This is a genomic window from Streptomyces stoeckheimensis (assembly GCF_045822005.1).
Classification (GTDB): domain Bacteria; phylum Actinomycetota; class Actinomycetes; order Streptomycetales; family Streptomycetaceae; genus Streptomyces; species Streptomyces stoeckheimensis.
Genome location: NZ_CP169550.1, coordinates 1,390,343 through 1,407,364, shown reverse-complemented (window position 1 = coordinate 1,407,364; position 17,022 = coordinate 1,390,343). Strand labels below are relative to the sequence as shown.

Genomic DNA, 17,022 nt, shown 5'->3' with positions numbered 1-17,022 from the left:
CCCGCCACACGTGCCTCTTCACCAACCCGACTACGAACTGGACGGCTTCGAGCCCGCCGATGACGGCCATCAGCAGCACTACGAAGATCTCGACATCTCTTCCTTCAAGGTGCTCGGCGAGTACCGCACGTACACCGACGCCTACTTCGTCCTTCTCGACGAGGGAGCCACCTACGGCATTCCGGGAAGCCCGCAGCTCCGAGCCGTTCACGTTTCCCGTGACCTGCGCGCCCGCACCTTCGAGGTCGACTCCAAGGAACTCCCGCTGTACGCGATGGCCCAGTCGTACCTGATAGCCCGAGGCTGTCCCTCCGATGCGCTCGACGCACCGGAGGGTGTGCACGACCCCGCAGACGACCGCACCAGGGCCCTGGAGGCGCGCGTCCGCGGAGATGGTGACCACTTCGCCCTGCTGGCCAGCTACACCGACGACATGCGCGACCCCGTACAGACGGTCGTGATGCTGCGCTCCCTTGACCCCCAGGCGGCGCCGGAATTCCGGATCCTGCTGGAGCAGTTCGACTGGGACTCCAACAGCCACACCCTGCGGGAAGGCGGGTTCGAGACCTACGCCGCAGCGGTCGATTGGTGGGAGGCATGGTCGGACGAGGAGGCCCCGGCGCTACCGCCGCCGGCTCCGACCGCACGCCGCAGCCCGGCCCAGACCGCCCCGGCGACACCCGTGCCGCCGGTCTCCCGTCGGCCTCAAGGACGCTGAACACGGCTTTCGCCGACCCCGCTTCGGCGGACCGGCGGCGCGCAATATAGCCGCCGATCCCCGGTTTCGGAAACCGGGGATTCTCCGGACCCTTTGCAACACCACCGCCCCACTGAGGGCGGTCACTTCCTGTTGTTCTGCCTGGTCTGGAGCCATCCGCTGTGTGCCACACACCCGCGTCCATCACCGCCACCGTCCTGAGCGGCACCCCAACCCGTTCCGCCGCCACCGCGGTACTCAGCCCCGTCACACCCCTTACGGCTCGCCGGGCCGAGCCGGTGCTCGCCGTCGCCGTCCATGCCCGCGCCGACGGTGACTCCACGGCCGTGGGTGTGCTGCGGCGCGGAGAGCCGTTCACGGCTTCGGTCACCGACGGCGCCTGGCTGCACGTCACCACCGCCTCGGGCATCACCGGCTGGGTTGACGACGGTGACCTCCGTCGCGACGGCAGCCTCCGCCCGAACTGACCCGCCCGTACGTTGCCCTCTTCCAGGAGCCACCTTTCGTGTCCGACATCCCCGACGTTTTCGACGGCGACGTGCTCGGCTTGTTCGCCGAGCGGATCGAGGCCCAGTTCAGCCTGGGTCTGCCCGAACTGGCCCAGGCCGTCCAGGCCGCTCCGCACGCCTACCCCAGTGCCACCCAGGTGGTCCGCTGGTACGCGCTGCTCACCGAGGCGCAGCAGGTAGTGGAGACGGCCGAGGACGCTCTGGTCTCCGCGCTGGAGACGGTGGCGGGGGACGTGCTGGACGACCCGGTGATGGAGTTGGCCCACCGTGTGAACTACGCGGTTGCCGCCCGTGACGGTCGGGCGCAGGTCCTCCGGTTCCTCTTGGAGTCCCCCGTCGAGCAGGCCCGCATCCAGCGGCGCTTCGGACCCCGGGTGACAACGACCCTGCCCACTGCCGTCCCGGCACAGCCCGCACGGATCAGGGGTGGTGCCCGATGAGCGACGCTCGCAAGCCCAGTACCCAAGACGCCCGCCTGGAGCAGATGTTCGGCGGGCCCTTGGACCAGCTGCACCAGCGCGCGGTCCGCCCCGGCAGCTCGCCCGCCCTGGTCCGGGCCCTGGAACTGCGCGCCTTCCTCGCCTTGGCCGAGGCCCAGGTCGTACGCGTCCGCGACCGTGTCCACGCTGCCATGGCCCCCGACGCCGAACTGGACTCGCTGTCCTCGGACACGCTCCGGTTCGACGCCGAGTGGCTGGAGGCCGCACTGGCCGGCCGCACCGGCTACCGCATCGCGCTGGAGAAGCTGCTCTCCGCGATGCCGCCGCCAGCCGCCCGTCCGCCGGCCGCCCCCCTCCAGGTCCGGTCCGCCGTCGTGGGCAGCGGCCTACGGCCCGCGCCCACCGGCGTCGAGGGCGTGGCGGCGGCCCGGGGGCGCTGAGTGCCCGATCCGTACGCCGCCTCCCGGGCGGCGGGCGCGCAGATCGAAGCGCTCTACGGCCGCCCGGTCACCGGCCTCGCCACGGACGCCGTGCCCGGCAGCATGCGCTACGCCCTGCTCAACAGCTTCGACGCCCTGCAGTACGCCGACCGCGCCGTTGCCTTCCACACCGAGCAGCTCCACCGGCTGACTCACCCCGACCGCACGATCGAATCCGTGGATGTCGGCCACATCTCCGATGCCACCCGCCGCCTGGCACACGCAGTCACCGTCCGCGACTCCCACGCCCAGGTTCTCGGCGACGTTCTGAACAGCCTGGCTCGTGTCCCCGACACCGAGTCCCCGGCGCCCGCCTCCCAGGCCGCGGCCGTCACACCGGCCATGCCGCCGGTCGCGTCTGACGGGCCCGCCCGCTCGCGCTGACCCCCTCCTTTCTCCTTTTTCTCGTCCACCCCGCGCCGTCTGGAGTTACCGCCTTGGCTGCTGCCCGCCTGCCTTCCAACGACCTGCCCCGCGTTGCCGAAGCGCTGGAGATGATCACGCCGCGGTGGAGCGTGTGGGTGCTGATGACGCTGGCCTCCCAGCCCGGCCCGCTGCGCTACACCAAGCTCAAGGAGCACCTGCCGTGGCTCGGCGACGGCCAGCTCCACCCGCGGCTGCGGGCGCTCTCGGATGCCGGGCTCGTCGAGCGCACCGCCCAGACCCGACTGCACGTCACCTACGGCCTGACCGCCCGCGGACGGGAGCTTATGCCGTCGCTGACCGCCCTGGCGGGCTGGGGCGACGGACACCTGGAGAAGAACCTCGTCCTCAACCCCGTCACCGGCAAGACGGAGCCGGAGCGGATACCGGCTGCGCAGAACGCCGAGGACACCCTCGCCGTGATCGGTCACCGCCACGCCACCGTGCTGCTGTGGACCCTCAAGGCCCGCGGGACCTCGACCATGGCCGCACTCTCGGCCGAGGCGATGCCCGACCACAGCCCCAGCGCGATCTACCCGCCGATCCGTCGGCTCATCGACGACGGCCTGGTGGCCGTCACCCGCGATGACGCCGCCTCGCTGCAGCTGACCGCCCCGGGCCAGGCCCTCGCCCCGATCTACCTGGCTCTTTCGACCTGGGCCACCGCCCGCGCGCTTCCCGTGGCCCAGGCACACCCCGTCTGGGGCGCACCCCGCATCCCGGCCGCCAACCGCTCTGGGCAGTGGGCCGCCCACCAGGCCCGCAAGACCAGCCCGGCCGTGGCCGTAGCCCAGCCGCCGGCCCCCGCCCCGGCCACCGGGTGGCGGCCCATGGACCTGTTCTCCGCACCGACCAGCGGACCGAGCCGGTGAACCCCAACCGACCACTGCCATGTTCCGGCCGCCCGCCGCCGGTATCCCCTCGCTCCCGGCGCCCTGGCGCTGAGCCCTGACGGAAAGCCCCCCGTTGACCGCTCGTTCGACCGCCACCGCCCCGTCGGCCACGTACGGATCCGTCCTCGGCAGCCGCTACGTTGCCCGCCTGCTCGGTGGCACCCTGATCGGGCGCCTGCCCAACGGCATGGTCCCCGTCTCGCTGGTCTTGTGGGTCACTGCGGGCGGCGGGACGCTGGCGTTCGGCGGACTCCTCGCCGCGCTCTACGGCCTGGCCTCGGGGCTCTCCCAGCCGGTCAAGGGCCGGCTGATGGACAGGTACGGGCAGACCCGGATCTCCATCCCGGCCGCCGTGCTCAACTCCTCCTGCTTGCTGGCGCTCCCGTGGGTCGGTGCCAACGGACAGCAGGTGGTGGTGACCGCAGTCGTGGGGTTCGCCGGGCTGATCACCCCGCCCCTGGAGGCCGGACTGCGGGCTTTGTGGCCGACGGTCCTGCCGGATGCGGGGCGGCGGCGCGTCGTGCAGGCCCTCGATACCGGCTCGCAGGGACTGCTCTACGTGGTGGGCCCACTGCTCGCCTCGTGGCTGGCGACCACTCATGGCCCCGATACCGCTCTGCTGGCGACCGCGGCACTCGGCCTGACGGGCTCGGCGATCGTGCTGACCGCCGGTCCGTCGAGGACATGGCGGCCGACCTCAGAGGGCGGCGCGGGTACCGGACGGCTGATGAGTAGCGGGCTGGTCATGCTGTTCGCCGGCCTGGCGGGGACCGGGTTCACGCTCGGCGCGATGAACGTCTGGGCTGCGGACATGGCCGCCGTACAGGAGCAGCCGATGTTGTCCGGGCTCCTTCCCGCCGTGTTCTCCACCGGCAGTTTCCTGGGCGGCCTGGTCTACGCCCGCAGGACCTGGCCCGGCACCACGACCACGCAACTTCTCTGCACCAGCGTCCTGTTCCTCCTCGGCTGGCTTCCCCTGCTGGCTGACCCGGGCCCCCGAGCGGCCGTCGGTCTTGTGGGGATACCGGGCCTCTTCCTCACCTTGATCATCACCAATGGGTTCCACACGGTGGATGCCCTCGCCCCGGCCTCCCGCACGACCGAGGCGTACGCCTGGCTGATCCTCGCGGTCGGCACCGGGCAGGCCGCCGGTACCGCGCTCGCTGGAGCCCTCTCCACCAGCCCGCAGATCCTCGCTGCCCTGCCCGCGGCTGGCGCCGCAACTGCGCTGACCGTCCTGACCGCCGCCCGTCCCAAGCTCGGCCCCGGCCGACGCCTGGGCCGCCACCGCCGCCCGCGCAACAGCCACCCGCGCCACTCGGTCTCGACGCCCCGCTAGCCGCTGTTGCCGCTCGCTCGGACTGTCGTCACTGTCCCGCCGGTCTGCTCCCCGAACGTATCCGCCCCACCCCGGAAAGACGATGTCCCCCAAGCACGCTGCCGTCCTGCGGCCACCCACCGGCCGACATGTCCGCACCCCCGACTTCGGACCCGTGCGCGGCGTCTACGTCCCGCGCACCGCCGATGCCGGCGCCTTCGCGATGAGCACGTACGGCATCCCGCTGCTCGTCCTGGCCGTCACCGACTCGGCCACCCTGACCGGCTTGGCCTTCATGCTCGAATGGGTTCCCCGCCTCGGGGCGTTCGCCCTCGCGGGCGCCGCCGTTGACCGGTTCGGCAGCACCCGGGTCCTGCGCATCGCCTCGGTCCTGCGTGCGGTGGTCGTCCTTGCCGCAGCCGCCGTTCTGCCTTCCGTGGGCGAGGGAACGAGCGCCGTGATCACCGTCATGACGCTGGCCGCCACGACAGGCGTCCTCACGGAGTTCTCCTACATCGCGGCCGAGACCGCGGGCGGCGCCGCGAGCCGGGACGCCGGAGGCCATGCCCACCGCGTCCAGGCCGTCCTGCTGGGCATCGACCAGGGCGCCACCCTGGCTGGCCCGGCCCTGGCCGGTGTGCTGCTCCAGTTCAGCGGCGCCACTGGCATGCTACTGATCATCGCCGCCTGCTCCCTGCTCGGCGCGGCCCTGGCCCCCCGTCAGCGTCCCGTCTGGCCCCAAGAGGCCCCGGTCCCCGTCGCCCAGGGCCTCAAGATCGGATGGCGGACCCTGCGGTCGCTCCCCGCCCTGGGGTGGTTGTGCGTCGGGCTGGTGCTGTCCAACTGCGCGATCGGCCTCGTGCAGGCCGCCGGCCCCGTCCTGGTCATCAAGCAACTCGGTGGCACGAGCAGCCAGGTCGGCCTCGTCTGGTCGGCCGCCGCCATCGCCTCCCTGGCCATGGTCACCCTCGCCCGCTTCGCGATCGACCGCGCCGGCCTGTGGCCGGTCGGAGCTGCCGCAGCCGCCATCGCCTCCCTGGCCTGCCTGGCTCTGGCAGCCGCCGACACCTACACCGTCTTCCTGGTCCTGGTGGCGCTGCTGATGGCCGGCGAAGCGGGCATGACCGTGGTGCTGCGCACCCTGCGCGCCCACCTCGTCCCGGCCGAGGTGTTCGGCAGCACCCTCTCGCTGATCATCCTGCTGCTCCTCGCGCCGTTCCCCCTCGCCGGAGCCCTGGTCGCGCTCACACCACCGGACCTGCTCGGCCACGCCATCACCGCCTGCGCCGTCCTGCAGGCCGTCGGCCTGGCCGTGGCCTTCGCGAAACTCCGCACCCATCCGGCCACCCGCCTCCCGGCCTCCGCCTGACCTCCCCTGCCCCGCCATTCCGAACAGGATCACCATGCCCGAGCCCACCGACTCTCCCCAGCCGCAGCACCTTCGCCTCCGCCTGCGCGAAGTGGCTGCCCTCGACGACGAGGCGTTCGCCCACTACCTGCAGGAGCGCTTCGAGCACCTGGTGACGGCCGCGATAGCCGATGCCGGCGGCCACCTCCGCCCCGCCCAGCACGACCTGCTCCACGCTCCCACTCGCCTGCACGAACTGCGTGACGCCCTCACCTTCGCCGAGGGCGACCTCCAGGTCGCCGTCGAGCGGATGACCTACCACCAGGACCCGCGCACCACCCGCACCGTCCGCCAGCTGAGGCAGGTCCGTACCGCCCGCCACCAAGTCCACCGGGAAACCGCCGCGCTGCGCCGGTCCGAAGACCGCACGCGCGAATCCGAGGAGACTCCTTCGACGGACACGGTCACAACGACCCGGGGCTGGCTCTCGCAGGCGTATCCCGTCCTCTTCGCCCAGCTCCTCGCCCAGGCGCACGCCGCCGCAGGGCTGCCCGCGCGCCCGCTGGCCAAGGACATCTTCGACACCGTCGAGGAAGGCTGGGCCGATGGCTACCTCCCCGCGCCCCGCACAGCGGAGGTCGACCGGCTGCTGTCCATGGGAGCCGTGGCCTTCCGCAGCGCTGTCGCCGATGACGCCCGCAATCAGAACGACCGCGACCCGGCGCTGCGCCACCCGCTGCTGCAGCGGCGCTGGAACACGGCACTGGAGGAACTGACCAGCCTGACCGTGCCGGTGGCCCGCGCCTCCAGCTCCTCGGCCCTGGGCTCCCTGCCCAACGGGTTCGCCGGCATCCCCGAACCCGACGCCTTCAAGGTCCTCAACGCGCGCCGGTTCCTGGTCGCGGCCTGGCAGCGCCGAGCCGAACACAACCGCCTGATCCACCAGTACGCGATCACGGTGACCGACCGGCGCCGCGCCGCCCCCGACCACGATCTACGGCGCCAGGCCATCGACGCGGCCCTCGACCGCCTCGTCGCCGCGCAGCCTGCCGCCGCCGCCCGCATCCTGGCCCGGCTTCGCCCGTACGCCACCGCGGACGGCACGCTCGAGCCGGACACCTTCACCCCGGCCTTGCGCGCCCGTGCCAAGCGCGAGGTCCTCGCCGACCTCGCCGCCATCCGGAGGCTGGACACCGTGTTGCCCTCCGCGCTCCCTCCCCGGCCGGCCCTCGCCGCCCCGGCTGCCCTGACCGCCGCGCTCTGACCGCACCCCCTTCGTTCGTGGAGACGCCCTTGCCTTCATCCGCCCCCCAGTCCGCCGCCACCGTGGACGGCGACGTCTACGTCACCCCCCGCTACCTCGCCGGATCGCCCGGCTACGGCGATGCCGGCTTCGCCCCCGTCAAGCATTGGCCCCACCACCACCTCGACGAGGGCCCGCACCAGCTCGTCGTAACCAGCCCGGACCACCGCATCCGGATCGGCTGGGCCGGAGACGACTACGACCTGTGGACGATCAGCGCCGCGCCCGACGCGGTCTCCGGACCCCAGTGGACCGCCATCGTCAACCAGAACACCCCACCCGAGCTCGTCGCCGCCCTCACCACCGCCCTCGCCCGGGACTGGGCCGACGGCCAGGACCGCTTCCTCGCGGCCCCGTCGGCGTACTGGGCCGACAGCGTGGCACCGCTGGTCGCCGCCGGCTGGCAGCGCACGGGCGCCGAGGTCGGCACCGTGGAGCTGGCTGCCCCCGACGGCAACGCGGGTGTCTACATCAACCGCTCCCGCCGCGACCTGCCGGACGGGACGGAACTGTGGGCGGGCCCTCCCAGCTGGGGCACCCGCGCGGAGATCACGTTCAGCCCCCGTACGCCCTCCCACATCATCGCGGCCACCGCGGAGGCGTTCACCGACACAACTCCCGTGGCCCGCTGGCAGCAGGGCCTCGACCGTCAGCTCGGCGCCCTCGCGCAGCTCACGCCCGTCGTACCGCCCCGCCCTCCGGTGCCGACTCCCCGCGATCTCCGCCCCCGCATCGGGGTCCGCCCGCCCGTCGCGGTCGGCAGCGTGCCGCGCTGGAGCACCGCCACCGCCCCCTCCGCTGCCCTTCCCGCCCGCGGCGCTGTACGCCGCTGACCGACAACGAGGAACCCCTTTGGCCCTGTTCACCGAACAGTTCTTCGCCGACCACCTCACGCTGCCCTACCCCGAGGCCGCCGTCGTCGGCCATGCCTACTACGCCGCCCCCGCCCCAGACCTCCCGCTGCGGCTCCGCATCGACTTCGCCCCCACGATCTACGCCGACCGCTACGACGGGCTGCGACTGCAGATCGTGCACCTCGACAAAGGACCGATCGACACCGCCGTGCTGCGCTTCGCCGACCACGGCGCCTTCGACACCCGAGACCGGCGCCTCGGACACAAGCCCGGCCAGGGCGAGTACGGCACCTTCAACGACTGGAACCACAGCGAGCACCCCCCGTGGGTCGGCATCGGCGTTACCCGGCTGCGGGCCGCGATCGACCAGTACGTACGCCTGTGGATCCCCGGCGCTCCACCGGTACGGATCAGCCAGCCCCCCGCCGCCGCGTCCCGGCAAGTTCGGACCTCTGCCGCCCGGGCGCGGTGACCACCCTCCTGCCGTAAAGCCCCGCCCCTCGGCCGTCATTGGCCCATCGCGCCTACTGACTCACCGCCGCCCGCACCCGACTTTCCCTCTCCACCGACAGGACCCTCTCCTCCTTATGCGCCTTCGCCCCGCCCACCCCGCCCACCTGGCCGTCGCCGTCGCCGCCCTCGCGGCAGGCACCCTGCTGCCCGCGACGGCCATGGCCGCCCCGGAAGCCTCCGTGGTGCTGGGCCCCGGCTACACCATCCCCGACTCCGAGGGACACGCCGCCTCCAGCCACATCGGTGCCTACGGCCCGCCCGGACCGGCCGTCCACGGCGACACCGAGACCTACTGCGCCGACCCTGAACGCAAGGGCCCGGCCGACGCCGGAGGTTACGGCGACCCGCAGCCGGTCCCGTCCTGGACGTCGTCGGTGACCGGGAAGCCCGTCACCAAGGAGAACCTGGCCCAGGCCGCCTATGTGATCGGCAAGTACGGGCAGACTCGCGACAACGCCCAGGCCGCCGCGGTCGACGCCGTGGTGTACGAGTACCTGGCCGGCGGCACCTACGCCCTCGACGGCGACCGCGGCAAGCAGCGCCTGGCGTACCCGGTCGTCTCCCCGACCGCCCGCACCCTCGCCCAGGGCTACGTCGCCGAGGCCAAGAAGCTCGCGGGCCCCTACACCCTCCAGATCACGCCGTCGGTGAAGACCACCACCGCCGGGACGAAGGTCACCGTCGCGGTGAAGGTCACCACCACCGCCGGAACGCCGGTACCGAAGGTCGCCGTCACGCTCGCCGAGTCAGGCTCCGGCACCGCCTCCGGCAAGGTCACAACCAACGACAACGGCACGGGCGCCTGGGAGTTCACCGCCGAGAAGCCCGGGACCGCCAGCGTCACCGCGACAGCCGAGGGACTGCCCGCCATCGGACTGCAGGTCCTCACGCCCAAGAACCCGGCCGCCCAGCGGATGCTGCTCGCCGGGGGCACCACCAGCGTCAAGGACTCCGCCGCCATCACCGTCGGCGAGGCCACCGGCGGCGTGACGATCCGCAAGAAGGACCCCGAAGGCACCCGCCTGGTCGGCGCAGCGTTCCAGCTCCTCGACTCCGACGGCAAGCAGGTCGCCGCAGGCAAGACGGACGAACAGGGCAACCTCGTCTTCGACAAGCTCCCCGCCGGCACCTACCGGCTGCGCGAGACCTCCTCCGGCAGCCCCGTCCACGACCTTATCGCCGAGCAGACGATCACGATCACCGCCGGACGCACAGCTCAGGCCAACGCCCTCGACATCGTCGACCCGCTCAAGAAGGCCCGCCTGTCGGTGAAGAAGACCGACAAGAACACCGGCAAGACCCTGCCGGGCGCGGTCATCGCCATCCGCGCCGATGAGACGGACAAGACCGGCAAGCACACCCCCGGCAAGGTGATCACCAGCGTCACCACCGGGACCGACGGCACCGCGACCGTCCCCCTCGACGTCACGCTCAAGGCGGGCACCCGCTACTGGGCCGGCGAGACCAAAGCCCCCGAGGGCTACCAACTCGACGCCTCACCGGTCGCGTTCACCGCCCGACCCGGAGCCGACGTCACCGTCACCCTCGCCGACAAGCCCACCGCGACCACGCCGCCGAGCCCGAGCACCCCGCCCGCGACACCCCCGGCCACCACCCCGCCGACGACGCCGCCCGGATCCCTCGCTCACACCGGCGCCGACGCCACCACCTGGCTGGCCGGCGGAGCCACCGCCCTGCTCGCCGCAGGCGGCGGCCTCTACCTGATCAACCGCCGCCGCCGTACGGGCGACGCCCCCAGCTGACCCCCCGCGCTGCCGGGCCCCGCTTTCGGAGCCCGTGCCACACCGTCCCGCACCGCACAATCCCGCCCGGAGCACCCCTGATGAAGCACCGCCCCTTCCTTTTCACCGCGCTCGCCGTGACCGCCGCCGTCGCCCTGACCGGCCCGGCCACCACCGCCACCGCAGCCCCCTCCCCGTCCACCGAAGCCCCCAAGGATCAAGGCACCCCCGCGGCGGCGGACAAGGCCGGGCTGCGCATCGTCAAGACGGACCCCGAAGGCCAGCCCGCCCCTGGAGCCGCCTTCCAGCTGCTCGACTCCGCGGGCAAGACGCTCGCCGAGGGCAAGACCGGCGCCGACGGCACCCTGACCTTCTCCGACCTCGCCCCCGGCGTCGTACGCCTCAAGGAGACCGCCTCCGGCAGCCCGCTGCTGGGCACCGTCCCCGACCAGGACGTCGTCGTCGCCCCCGGCGAGCCCAAGGTCCTGGCAATCACCGACCCGTACAAGTCCGCCGGCCTCACCCTCAAGGTCACCGACAAGGCCACCGGCAAGGGCCTGGCCGGAGCCATCGTCAACATCGCCCCGAAGGACGCCAAGGACGACAAGGGCGCCTTCACCCTCACCACCGGCCCGGACGGCACCGCCAAGGCCCCCCTCCCCGTCGGAAAGAAGACCGGCAGCGCCTACACCGCCACCGAGACCAAGGCCCCCGACGGCTACCGGCTGGAGACCACCCCGGTCGAGATCACGGCCAAGCCCGGAGCCGAGACCACCGCGGCCTTCACGAACGCGGCCACGACCAAGCCCACCGAGGAACCGACCAGGAAGCCGACGGCCAAGCCCACCGGCGATCCCACCTCCCAGCCCACGCCGACCAGCTCGTCCTCGACCGGCACCGGGGAGCCGACCGATGCAGCATCCCCCTCCAGCAGCCCGGAGATCGGCACCGCTACCGCGACCCCCACCGCACCTGACCCCAAGCCCGAAGGCTCCCTCGCCCACACCGGCGCCGACAGCACCAACGGATGGCTCCTGGCAGCTGGCGGCCTTCTCCTCGCCGCCGGAGGCGGCGCCGTCTACGCCGCCCGCCGCCGTAAGAACGACGAGAGCGACACCGGCACCGGCCAGCACCGGCGCACCGACGACAACTGACCTCACCCCCACCGGCCCCGGGAACCAGACAGGTTCCCGGGGCCAGCTGCGTTTCGGGGGGTTCCGGTACCCGGTGGGTGGGAGGCGATCGAGGCGACTCCGTCCACAGATCAGGCGCTCTTGCTCTGCGGGTGGTGTTCACCCTCCTCGGTGCGCGAACCCGCCTGCTTCGGCAGCGGGACGACCTTCTTCAGGCACGGCTCCTTGCCGAAAAAGGCCCGATATTTCTCGGGTGTACCGACCTCTCTGACGATCTTCTCGACCCAGGCTGGCGTATATAGGTAGCAGTCGAACGCCTCGCTGTAGATGCAATAGCGGGCGTCGGTTTCGTACGGCTTCGCGGAGCCCTTCGCAGGCCGCACCCCGAGCCGCTGCCACATTTCGAGGTGCTCCCTGTACACACTGAACTCGAAGGGAAGCCGCTCCTCTACGGCGGCGCAGATCTCCTTCGGGCGCAGCTTCGCCTTGTCAGCGACCTCTACTTGACGATCCCTGACGATGACGGTGCCCTTACGGCCGGTCTCGATCATGACCTTGCGCTCCTCCTCGGTCAGCTCGTCGAGCTTCACGAAGTCGATCGCCAGGTCGGCGTCGGTCTTTGAACCGACGATGGGCACGAGCCGTACCCGGTAGTCGTACTTCAGATCGTCCAGTACGTCCGGATCTATGGCTGCCTCAAACTTGGCAACCAGATCGCGGGTCTGCTTCGGGAGCTTCCTGGCGGCTGCCTTGAGCTGCTCGCGTCCCTCGGCTGTGAGCGCCTGGAGGGAGATCGGGAAGCGAAGCCTTTCGGCGAGGCTGTACTTGGATCCGAACTGGTCCACCATCTCCTGCTCGTAGTTCATCACGAGCGCCTGAGCCTTGCCGCCCGTGGCGATCTTTAGGTTGTGCTCGTACCGGTGCTCCACTTTGTTGCGGAGCGCCACGAAAAGCTCGGCGTTCAGGCGGACGGGGTCGCCGCTGTTGGGGTAGCGCTCCCGCAAGCACCGTTCCAGGTCCCATGCCTTCGGCTCGCCGTCGATCGCAACGTGTTGGCCGGTCTTAGGGTCCCTGTAGTGGTAGTCGACCTTGGCCTTGTGGAATTCTGCGTGAATCAGGTAGTGCCAGGCCTTGTGTATATGCGTCAGGAAGTCGGAGTAGTCGCCCGTTGAGCAGTTCCACTCGTCAACTGCCTTCAGGGCGTGGCGCTGCGACTCCGTGAGGATGTGGTGCCAGCGAGCGTGTGCCATAGCGTGCGTCCTTCTCGTTCCAGTGAAGGATCACATTCACGGCCGCCCCGTAACAAGCATTATTTCTCACAGGTCACCACCGGAATCAGGGCGATCACGAGGCATGGCCGCCGCGGGTGTGATACGGCCGTGAACCACGTGACTCGTCCGCGCGGGATCACCGGGCACCTCTGTCGACAGCCCGGGATTCGCGGGTCACCGATTCAGGTCTGTGGCCAGCGGTTTGTTCGATGTCGGTGTCGAGTAGGTCGAGGATGTGGAGTTGGACGCCGCGGGTGATCCGGACGGTGGGCGGGCAGGCCGGTGACGTTGCCGATCCGCAGGGTGAGTTCCCCGAGGTGGTCGAAGCTCATGCCCGCCGGTGGGGCGGACGCGGCGGTTGTCGGGGTAGAGGCCGCTCATGGTCTGCTCCGGGCTGAGCTGCCGCTCGATCAGCGAGAAGACCAGCGGGTCCAGGCAAATGGCCTGGATCAGGGCGGCAACGCGTCCGTTGTGCTCCACGAAGATCGGAGCGACTGCGGGTGGGCCCTTGGAGTCGTGGCATCTGCGCTCGACCGTGCCCAGACCCTTGTAGTGGATCAGAACCTGTCCGGCCTTTGCCTGGTCAGCGCGAGCTGGTCGACTTGCTTCGCTTGTAGCGTCTCGGCGCTCGTCGCACAGGCTGCGGTCGTTGACCAGCCGTTCTTTCGTTGCCTCGGGCGGATGGCACAGCTGGTCAGTCTCACGAGCGTGGCATTTCCTCATGTTGTCCCGCACCGGCACCAGCGCGAGGAGCCGAGGCGGGCTTGTTCGCCCGGACGCTGCCGGTCTGGACGGTGGGGAGGACTGACCGCGTTCAGGGACCGACCGGGGCCGCCGCGGCCGTGTCCGCGGGGAGGAGGCGGGGGACGAGGCGGACGTAGGCGACCATGCCGAGGACTTCGACGAGGGTCTGGGTGACGACCACGACCGTGGCCACGGACAGGGTGTCGGGCAGGGCGAGTGCGAGGGGCAGGACGACGAGGGAGTTGCGGGTCGCGCCGGTGAAGACGACGGCCCGGGAGGCGGGGGCGTCGAGGCGGAAGAGGCGGGCGACGGCTTTCCCGGCGAACGCCATGACGATCAGGAAGGCCGCGTAGAAGGGGATGACGGTGGCGACGTCGGTGAGGCTGTCGCCGAGCTTGGGGACCTGGGAGGCGACCACGACCAACAGGGTGGCGGCCATCAGCGGGACCATCGTGGTGGTCGCCGCGTCCGAGATTTTCTGGCCGGCCGGGCGGCGGGCCGCCCACCCCTGGAGGGCCCAGGCCAGGGCCAGCGGGATGACGATCAGGATCAGGAACGCCTCGACGAACGGGCCGACCTTGACGATGTCGGCCAGCTCCGAGCCCATGAATAGATACAGGAACCCGGGCAGCAGGAGCATCTGCGCGACGAGCAGCAGCGGGGTGGCGGCGAGCAGGCGGCGGCTGGAGCCGCCGGCCAGCCCGGAGAAGACGATCACGTAGTCGACGCACGGGCACAGCAGCACCAGCAGGACACCGATCCGCACGGCCTGGTCGGCGGGCAGGAAGGTGAACATCGCGGCGACCACCAGCGGCACCACCACGAAGTTCACCACCAGCGCGGCGAACAGGAACCGGCCGTCGCGCAGGGAGCGGACCAGCTCGGCGGCCGGGACCTGGAGGAAGGTGACGAACAGCAGCGCGCCGAGCACCGGGTTGATGGCGTGCTCCAGGCCGGGCCCGGCGGACGGGGCCGCCCCGCCCACCAGGGCGCCCGCAGCCATGGCGCCGAGGTACACCGCGATCTGGTGGTGATCCATCCGCTCGACCAGACCTGACGGTTCCTGCGACACCCGGCTGCTCCCTTGCTCCGTACCGGCCCGCCCCTGGTGGCAGGCCGCTTCCGCCATCCTCACAGGCCCGACTTTCGGGCCTCGACCGAGGTCAATGCGTGTGCTTGGTGTCCTGGGCCGGGCCGACGGCGGGCAGGCCCAGGTCTACCGGGCCGGTCGTCGTGTCACAGGCGGATGCCTGGCGCCGGCGGAGCAGCACGTACGCGCCCACGGCGGCGGTCACCGCCACCACCGCCAGAGCGGGAACCCAGAACGAGGCGAGCGCGGAGACCGCGCCGAGGCCGCCAAGCAGGGCCAGCAGAGGGCCCGCGCAGCACACCGCACACGCGGCCACCGCGGCGATGCCTGCGCCGACCGTTCCCCAAGGACGCGGGCGGCGAGAAGAGGGAGAGGCGGGGTGGCTCATGCGGTCACTCCGAACAGGTCGGCCAGCAGCGGGGCTCCGGCTTCAGGCGCGCACACGGTCAGCTCCAGCGCGGCGGGGCTCAGGTGCAGGGTGAAGTCGAAGAACGCACAGCAGCTCTGCTCGGCCGCTGCCAGGGCCGCGACCCGCCCGGCCAGCTCCGCGGTAGCGGGGAAGGTGAGCCGCAGGCCGTCGGGGATTTCCTCGCGGGTCTCGGCCTGCTCCACCAGCTGCCGCCACTCCTGGGTCCGGCCTTCCAGCTCGGGTCCGCCCAGGGTGCAGGCCACCGGAGCCTCCCGCCATGGGTCGGCCACCGGCACCGGACGGGTACGCGACAGCGTCACCGGTACCGGGCCGACGGCGGCCGCGGTGGTGGTGCAGCCACAGTCCGGCCCGCACCCGCCCGCCGGCGCCGGGCCCGACAGATCTGCGTGCACGGCCGCAAGGTGCGCGGAGAACGCCGACAGCTCGGCGATCCGGCCCTCGGTCTCCTCGATCCGGCCCGCCACCAGCGGCACCATCCGCGTACGGACGGCCGCGCACACCCCCTCCTCCCGGACCTCCAGGAGCTCGCGGATCTCCTCCAGGGCCAGACCCAGGAGCTTCGCCGAGGAGATGAAACCCAGACGCTCGACGGCGTCCTCCCCGTACACGCGGTAGCCCGACGGGGTCCGCTCGGCCGGGAGGAGCCCGGCGTCCTCGTAAAAGCGCAGCGTCGTGGCGGGTACACCGCAGCGTTCCGCCAGCTGCGAGATCCGGTAGGTGCTCATGCCTCCGACGGTAAACCTTCGACCCGACTCGAAGGTCAAGCCCGGATGCGGGCCCGGTGGTCGCGGGGCTCTGCGTCACGCCATAAAAGCTGCGCGTGCGGAGAATACGGCACCCTCACTGAGATCCCACAACACCGACCCAAGGCCGAGTTCGCCGGTGGCAGACAGGAAAGATCCTGCAAGGACTGGTGCAACGTTGCAGTGCATGTCAACCTAGACGACCTTCCCCCGACTCGGGGTTTTCCCAGGTCAGAGAGGTGCTGCTTGTGACCGTGGAGCTGTCTAACGTCGGATTTCGCACCACAATCGAGAAGTTGCGCTTGCATAGCTGGCTTCTGGGGCCCGGTCAGCCGACCGAGGTCATCGACTGCTTCCCCGAGGCGAACGGCGACTTCACCCTCATCGTCGACGACCGGGCCGACACCCATATCTCCTCGGCCGACGGCAGGCTCTATCTCGGCTGGTTTCCCGACGGCCGCCCCGGGGCCGAGGACGAGGGCTGGGTCCTGGCCGTCACCGGCACCGCGAAGGTTCCCGGCTACCGTGTCGTCTTCGACCCGCAAACCCCGGCACGGCTCGTGGCCGCTACCGTTTCCGAGGTGCTCGCCACCGCTCGACGGCAGTAGTGCCCACGCCGCCTGGAGGCCGGTGCGCTCGCCTCCCGTCCTCCATTGGCTCGCGCGTCCTTCCGTGGTCTGGTCCCGCAGGCCGCACGGCGAACATTCGCACCCACCACAACGCTTTCCACCCGTGAGGAGAACCGTGGCCCCCCAGCCCGAGCCCGGCGCCGAGATGACCGTCGCTGACCTGATGGAACACCTGTCTGCGGCGGACCCTGCCGCCCGCGTTCGGCTCGCGATCAACCCCTTCTTTCCCATGGCTCACAAGATGGGCACCGTGACAGTGGGCACGGACCAGGACGGGACTTCAATCGTCTATCTCGCCGAGGACGCGGAGGCGGTGCAATACGGGTACCTCCCCAGGCCAGTCGCCGAGGCCCTTACCTGGATGCCTCCGGTCGAGTCGCCTGTCCGTGGACGGCGACTGCGCGCCATCTCCGACGACGATACGAGCCGCGACACTCCCTGA

At 71.2% G+C, this 17,022-nt stretch carries 19 protein-coding genes; 15 read left to right on the top strand and 4 right to left on the bottom strand.

Going from position 1 to position 17,022, the window contains the following annotated elements; all coding sequences use genetic code 11:
* Positions 1-10: 10 nt before the first annotated feature.
* From ACE1OC_RS06580 to ACE1OC_RS06520, 13 genes are all read left to right on the top strand, one after another.
* On the top strand, positions 11-718 hold the full coding sequence (locus ACE1OC_RS06580) for a hypothetical protein (protein WP_266949412.1): 708 nt from the start codon (positions 11-13) through the stop codon (positions 716-718).
* A gap of 161 nt (positions 719-879) precedes the next feature.
* On the top strand, positions 880-1,185 hold the full coding sequence (locus tag ACE1OC_RS06575) for an SH3 domain-containing protein (RefSeq protein WP_407836178.1): 306 nt from the start codon (positions 880-882) through the stop codon (positions 1,183-1,185).
* A gap of 38 nt (positions 1,186-1,223) precedes the next feature.
* Positions 1,224-1,667: a hypothetical protein gene (locus ACE1OC_RS06570; RefSeq protein ID WP_407836177.1), complete on the top strand. Its 444-nt coding sequence runs from the start codon at positions 1,224-1,226 to the stop codon at positions 1,665-1,667.
* Positions 1,664-2,107 carry a hypothetical protein gene (locus tag ACE1OC_RS06565; RefSeq protein WP_407836176.1) on the top strand — a complete coding sequence of 148 codons (444 nt, stop codon included), beginning with the start codon at positions 1,664-1,666 and terminating at the stop codon, positions 2,105-2,107. The genes ACE1OC_RS06570 and ACE1OC_RS06565 overlap by 4 nt, the downstream gene beginning before the upstream one ends.
* Complete coding sequence (locus tag ACE1OC_RS06560; RefSeq protein WP_267011046.1) at positions 2,108-2,530, top strand: hypothetical protein; 423 nt, start codon at positions 2,108-2,110, stop codon at positions 2,528-2,530.
* Positions 2,531-2,583: 53 nt separating this feature from the next.
* Entirely contained in the window at positions 2,584-3,441 is an 858-nt protein-coding gene (locus ACE1OC_RS06555) for a winged helix-turn-helix transcriptional regulator (protein ID WP_407836175.1), read from the top strand.
* Positions 3,442-3,535: 94 nt separating this feature from the next.
* The gene (locus ACE1OC_RS06550; RefSeq protein ID WP_407836174.1) at positions 3,536-4,801 is read left to right on the top strand and encodes an MFS transporter; all 1,266 of its coding nucleotides are present in this window, start codon (positions 3,536-3,538) and stop codon (positions 4,799-4,801) included.
* Between the two features lie 82 nt (positions 4,802-4,883).
* Positions 4,884-6,149, top strand: coding sequence for an MFS transporter (locus ACE1OC_RS06545; protein WP_407836173.1), 1,266 nt, complete (start codon positions 4,884-4,886; stop codon positions 6,147-6,149).
* 34 nt (positions 6,150-6,183) lie between these two features.
* Positions 6,184-7,392 (top strand): hypothetical protein, encoded by a 1,209-nt coding sequence (locus ACE1OC_RS06540; protein ID WP_407836171.1) that lies wholly within the window; start codon positions 6,184-6,186, stop codon positions 7,390-7,392.
* Positions 7,393-7,421: 29 nt separating this feature from the next.
* Positions 7,422-8,264 (top strand): DUF317 domain-containing protein, encoded by an 843-nt coding sequence (locus ACE1OC_RS06535; protein WP_407836170.1) that lies wholly within the window; start codon positions 7,422-7,424, stop codon positions 8,262-8,264.
* A gap of 19 nt (positions 8,265-8,283) precedes the next feature.
* Positions 8,284-8,757: a hypothetical protein gene (locus tag ACE1OC_RS06530; protein WP_407836169.1), complete on the top strand. Its 474-nt coding sequence runs from the start codon at positions 8,284-8,286 to the stop codon at positions 8,755-8,757.
* 115 nt (positions 8,758-8,872) lie between these two features.
* Entirely contained in the window at positions 8,873-10,561 is a 1,689-nt protein-coding gene (locus ACE1OC_RS06525) for an MSCRAMM family protein (protein WP_407836168.1), read from the top strand.
* Between the two features lie 80 nt (positions 10,562-10,641).
* Positions 10,642-11,694 carry an MSCRAMM family protein gene (locus ACE1OC_RS06520; protein ID WP_407836167.1) on the top strand — a complete coding sequence of 351 codons (1,053 nt, stop codon included), beginning with the start codon at positions 10,642-10,644 and terminating at the stop codon, positions 11,692-11,694.
* Positions 11,695-11,804: 110 nt separating this feature from the next.
* On the opposite strand, the gene ACE1OC_RS06515 is transcribed toward ACE1OC_RS06520, so the two are convergent.
* From ACE1OC_RS06515 to ACE1OC_RS06500, 4 genes are all read right to left on the bottom strand, one after another.
* On the bottom strand, positions 11,805-12,923 hold the full coding sequence (locus ACE1OC_RS06515; protein ID WP_407836166.1) for a DUF3644 domain-containing protein: 1,119 nt from the start codon (positions 12,921-12,923) through the stop codon (positions 11,805-11,807).
* An 835-nt stretch (positions 12,924-13,758) separates the two neighbouring features.
* Positions 13,759-14,760, bottom strand: a complete 1,002-nt coding sequence (locus ACE1OC_RS06510; RefSeq protein WP_407836165.1) for an arsenic resistance protein — start codon at positions 14,758-14,760, stop codon at positions 13,759-13,761.
* Between the two features lie 91 nt (positions 14,761-14,851).
* Complete coding sequence (locus ACE1OC_RS06505) at positions 14,852-15,166, bottom strand: hypothetical protein (protein ID WP_407836164.1); 315 nt, start codon at positions 15,164-15,166, stop codon at positions 14,852-14,854.
* Positions 15,163-15,933 carry a heavy metal-responsive transcriptional regulator gene (locus ACE1OC_RS06500; RefSeq protein ID WP_407836163.1) on the bottom strand — a complete coding sequence of 257 codons (771 nt, stop codon included), beginning with the start codon at positions 15,931-15,933 and terminating at the stop codon, positions 15,163-15,165. Before ACE1OC_RS06500 ends, ACE1OC_RS06505 begins: the two co-directional genes overlap by 4 nt.
* Before the next feature lie 266 nt (positions 15,934-16,199).
* On the opposite strand from ACE1OC_RS06500, the gene ACE1OC_RS06495 reads away from it, so the two are divergent.
* Both ACE1OC_RS06495 and ACE1OC_RS06490 read left to right on the top strand, forming a co-directional pair.
* Entirely contained in the window at positions 16,200-16,559 is a 360-nt protein-coding gene (locus ACE1OC_RS06495; protein ID WP_407836161.1) for a DUF317 domain-containing protein, read from the top strand.
* A gap of 136 nt (positions 16,560-16,695) precedes the next feature.
* A complete protein-coding gene (locus ACE1OC_RS06490; protein ID WP_407836160.1) occupies positions 16,696-17,022 on the top strand; it encodes a hypothetical protein in 327 nt (108 codons plus the stop codon).

What these genes read in the sequence shown, in the direction of transcription:
- ACE1OC_RS06520 (WP_407836167.1), top strand. Translation starts at nt 10,642, where the DNA reads ATGAAGCACCGCCCCTTCCTTTTCACCGCGCTCGCCGTGACCGCCGCC.
- ACE1OC_RS06505 (WP_407836164.1), bottom strand. Translation starts at nt 15,166, where the DNA reads ATGAGCCACCCCGCCTCTCCCTCTTCTCGCCGCCCGCGTCCTTGGGGA.
- ACE1OC_RS06525 (WP_407836168.1), top strand. Translation starts at nt 8,873, where the DNA reads ATGCGCCTTCGCCCCGCCCACCCCGCCCACCTGGCCGTCGCCGTCGCC.
- ACE1OC_RS06540 (WP_407836171.1), top strand. Translation starts at nt 6,184, where the DNA reads ATGCCCGAGCCCACCGACTCTCCCCAGCCGCAGCACCTTCGCCTCCGC.
- ACE1OC_RS06565 (WP_407836176.1), top strand. Translation starts at nt 1,664, where the DNA reads ATGAGCGACGCTCGCAAGCCCAGTACCCAAGACGCCCGCCTGGAGCAG.
- ACE1OC_RS06545 (WP_407836173.1), top strand. Translation starts at nt 4,884, where the DNA reads ATGTCCCCCAAGCACGCTGCCGTCCTGCGGCCACCCACCGGCCGACAT.
- ACE1OC_RS06500 (WP_407836163.1), bottom strand. Translation starts at nt 15,933, where the DNA reads ATGAGCACCTACCGGATCTCGCAGCTGGCGGAACGCTGCGGTGTACCC.
- ACE1OC_RS06515 (WP_407836166.1), bottom strand. Translation starts at nt 12,923, where the DNA reads ATGGCACACGCTCGCTGGCACCACATCCTCACGGAGTCGCAGCGCCAC.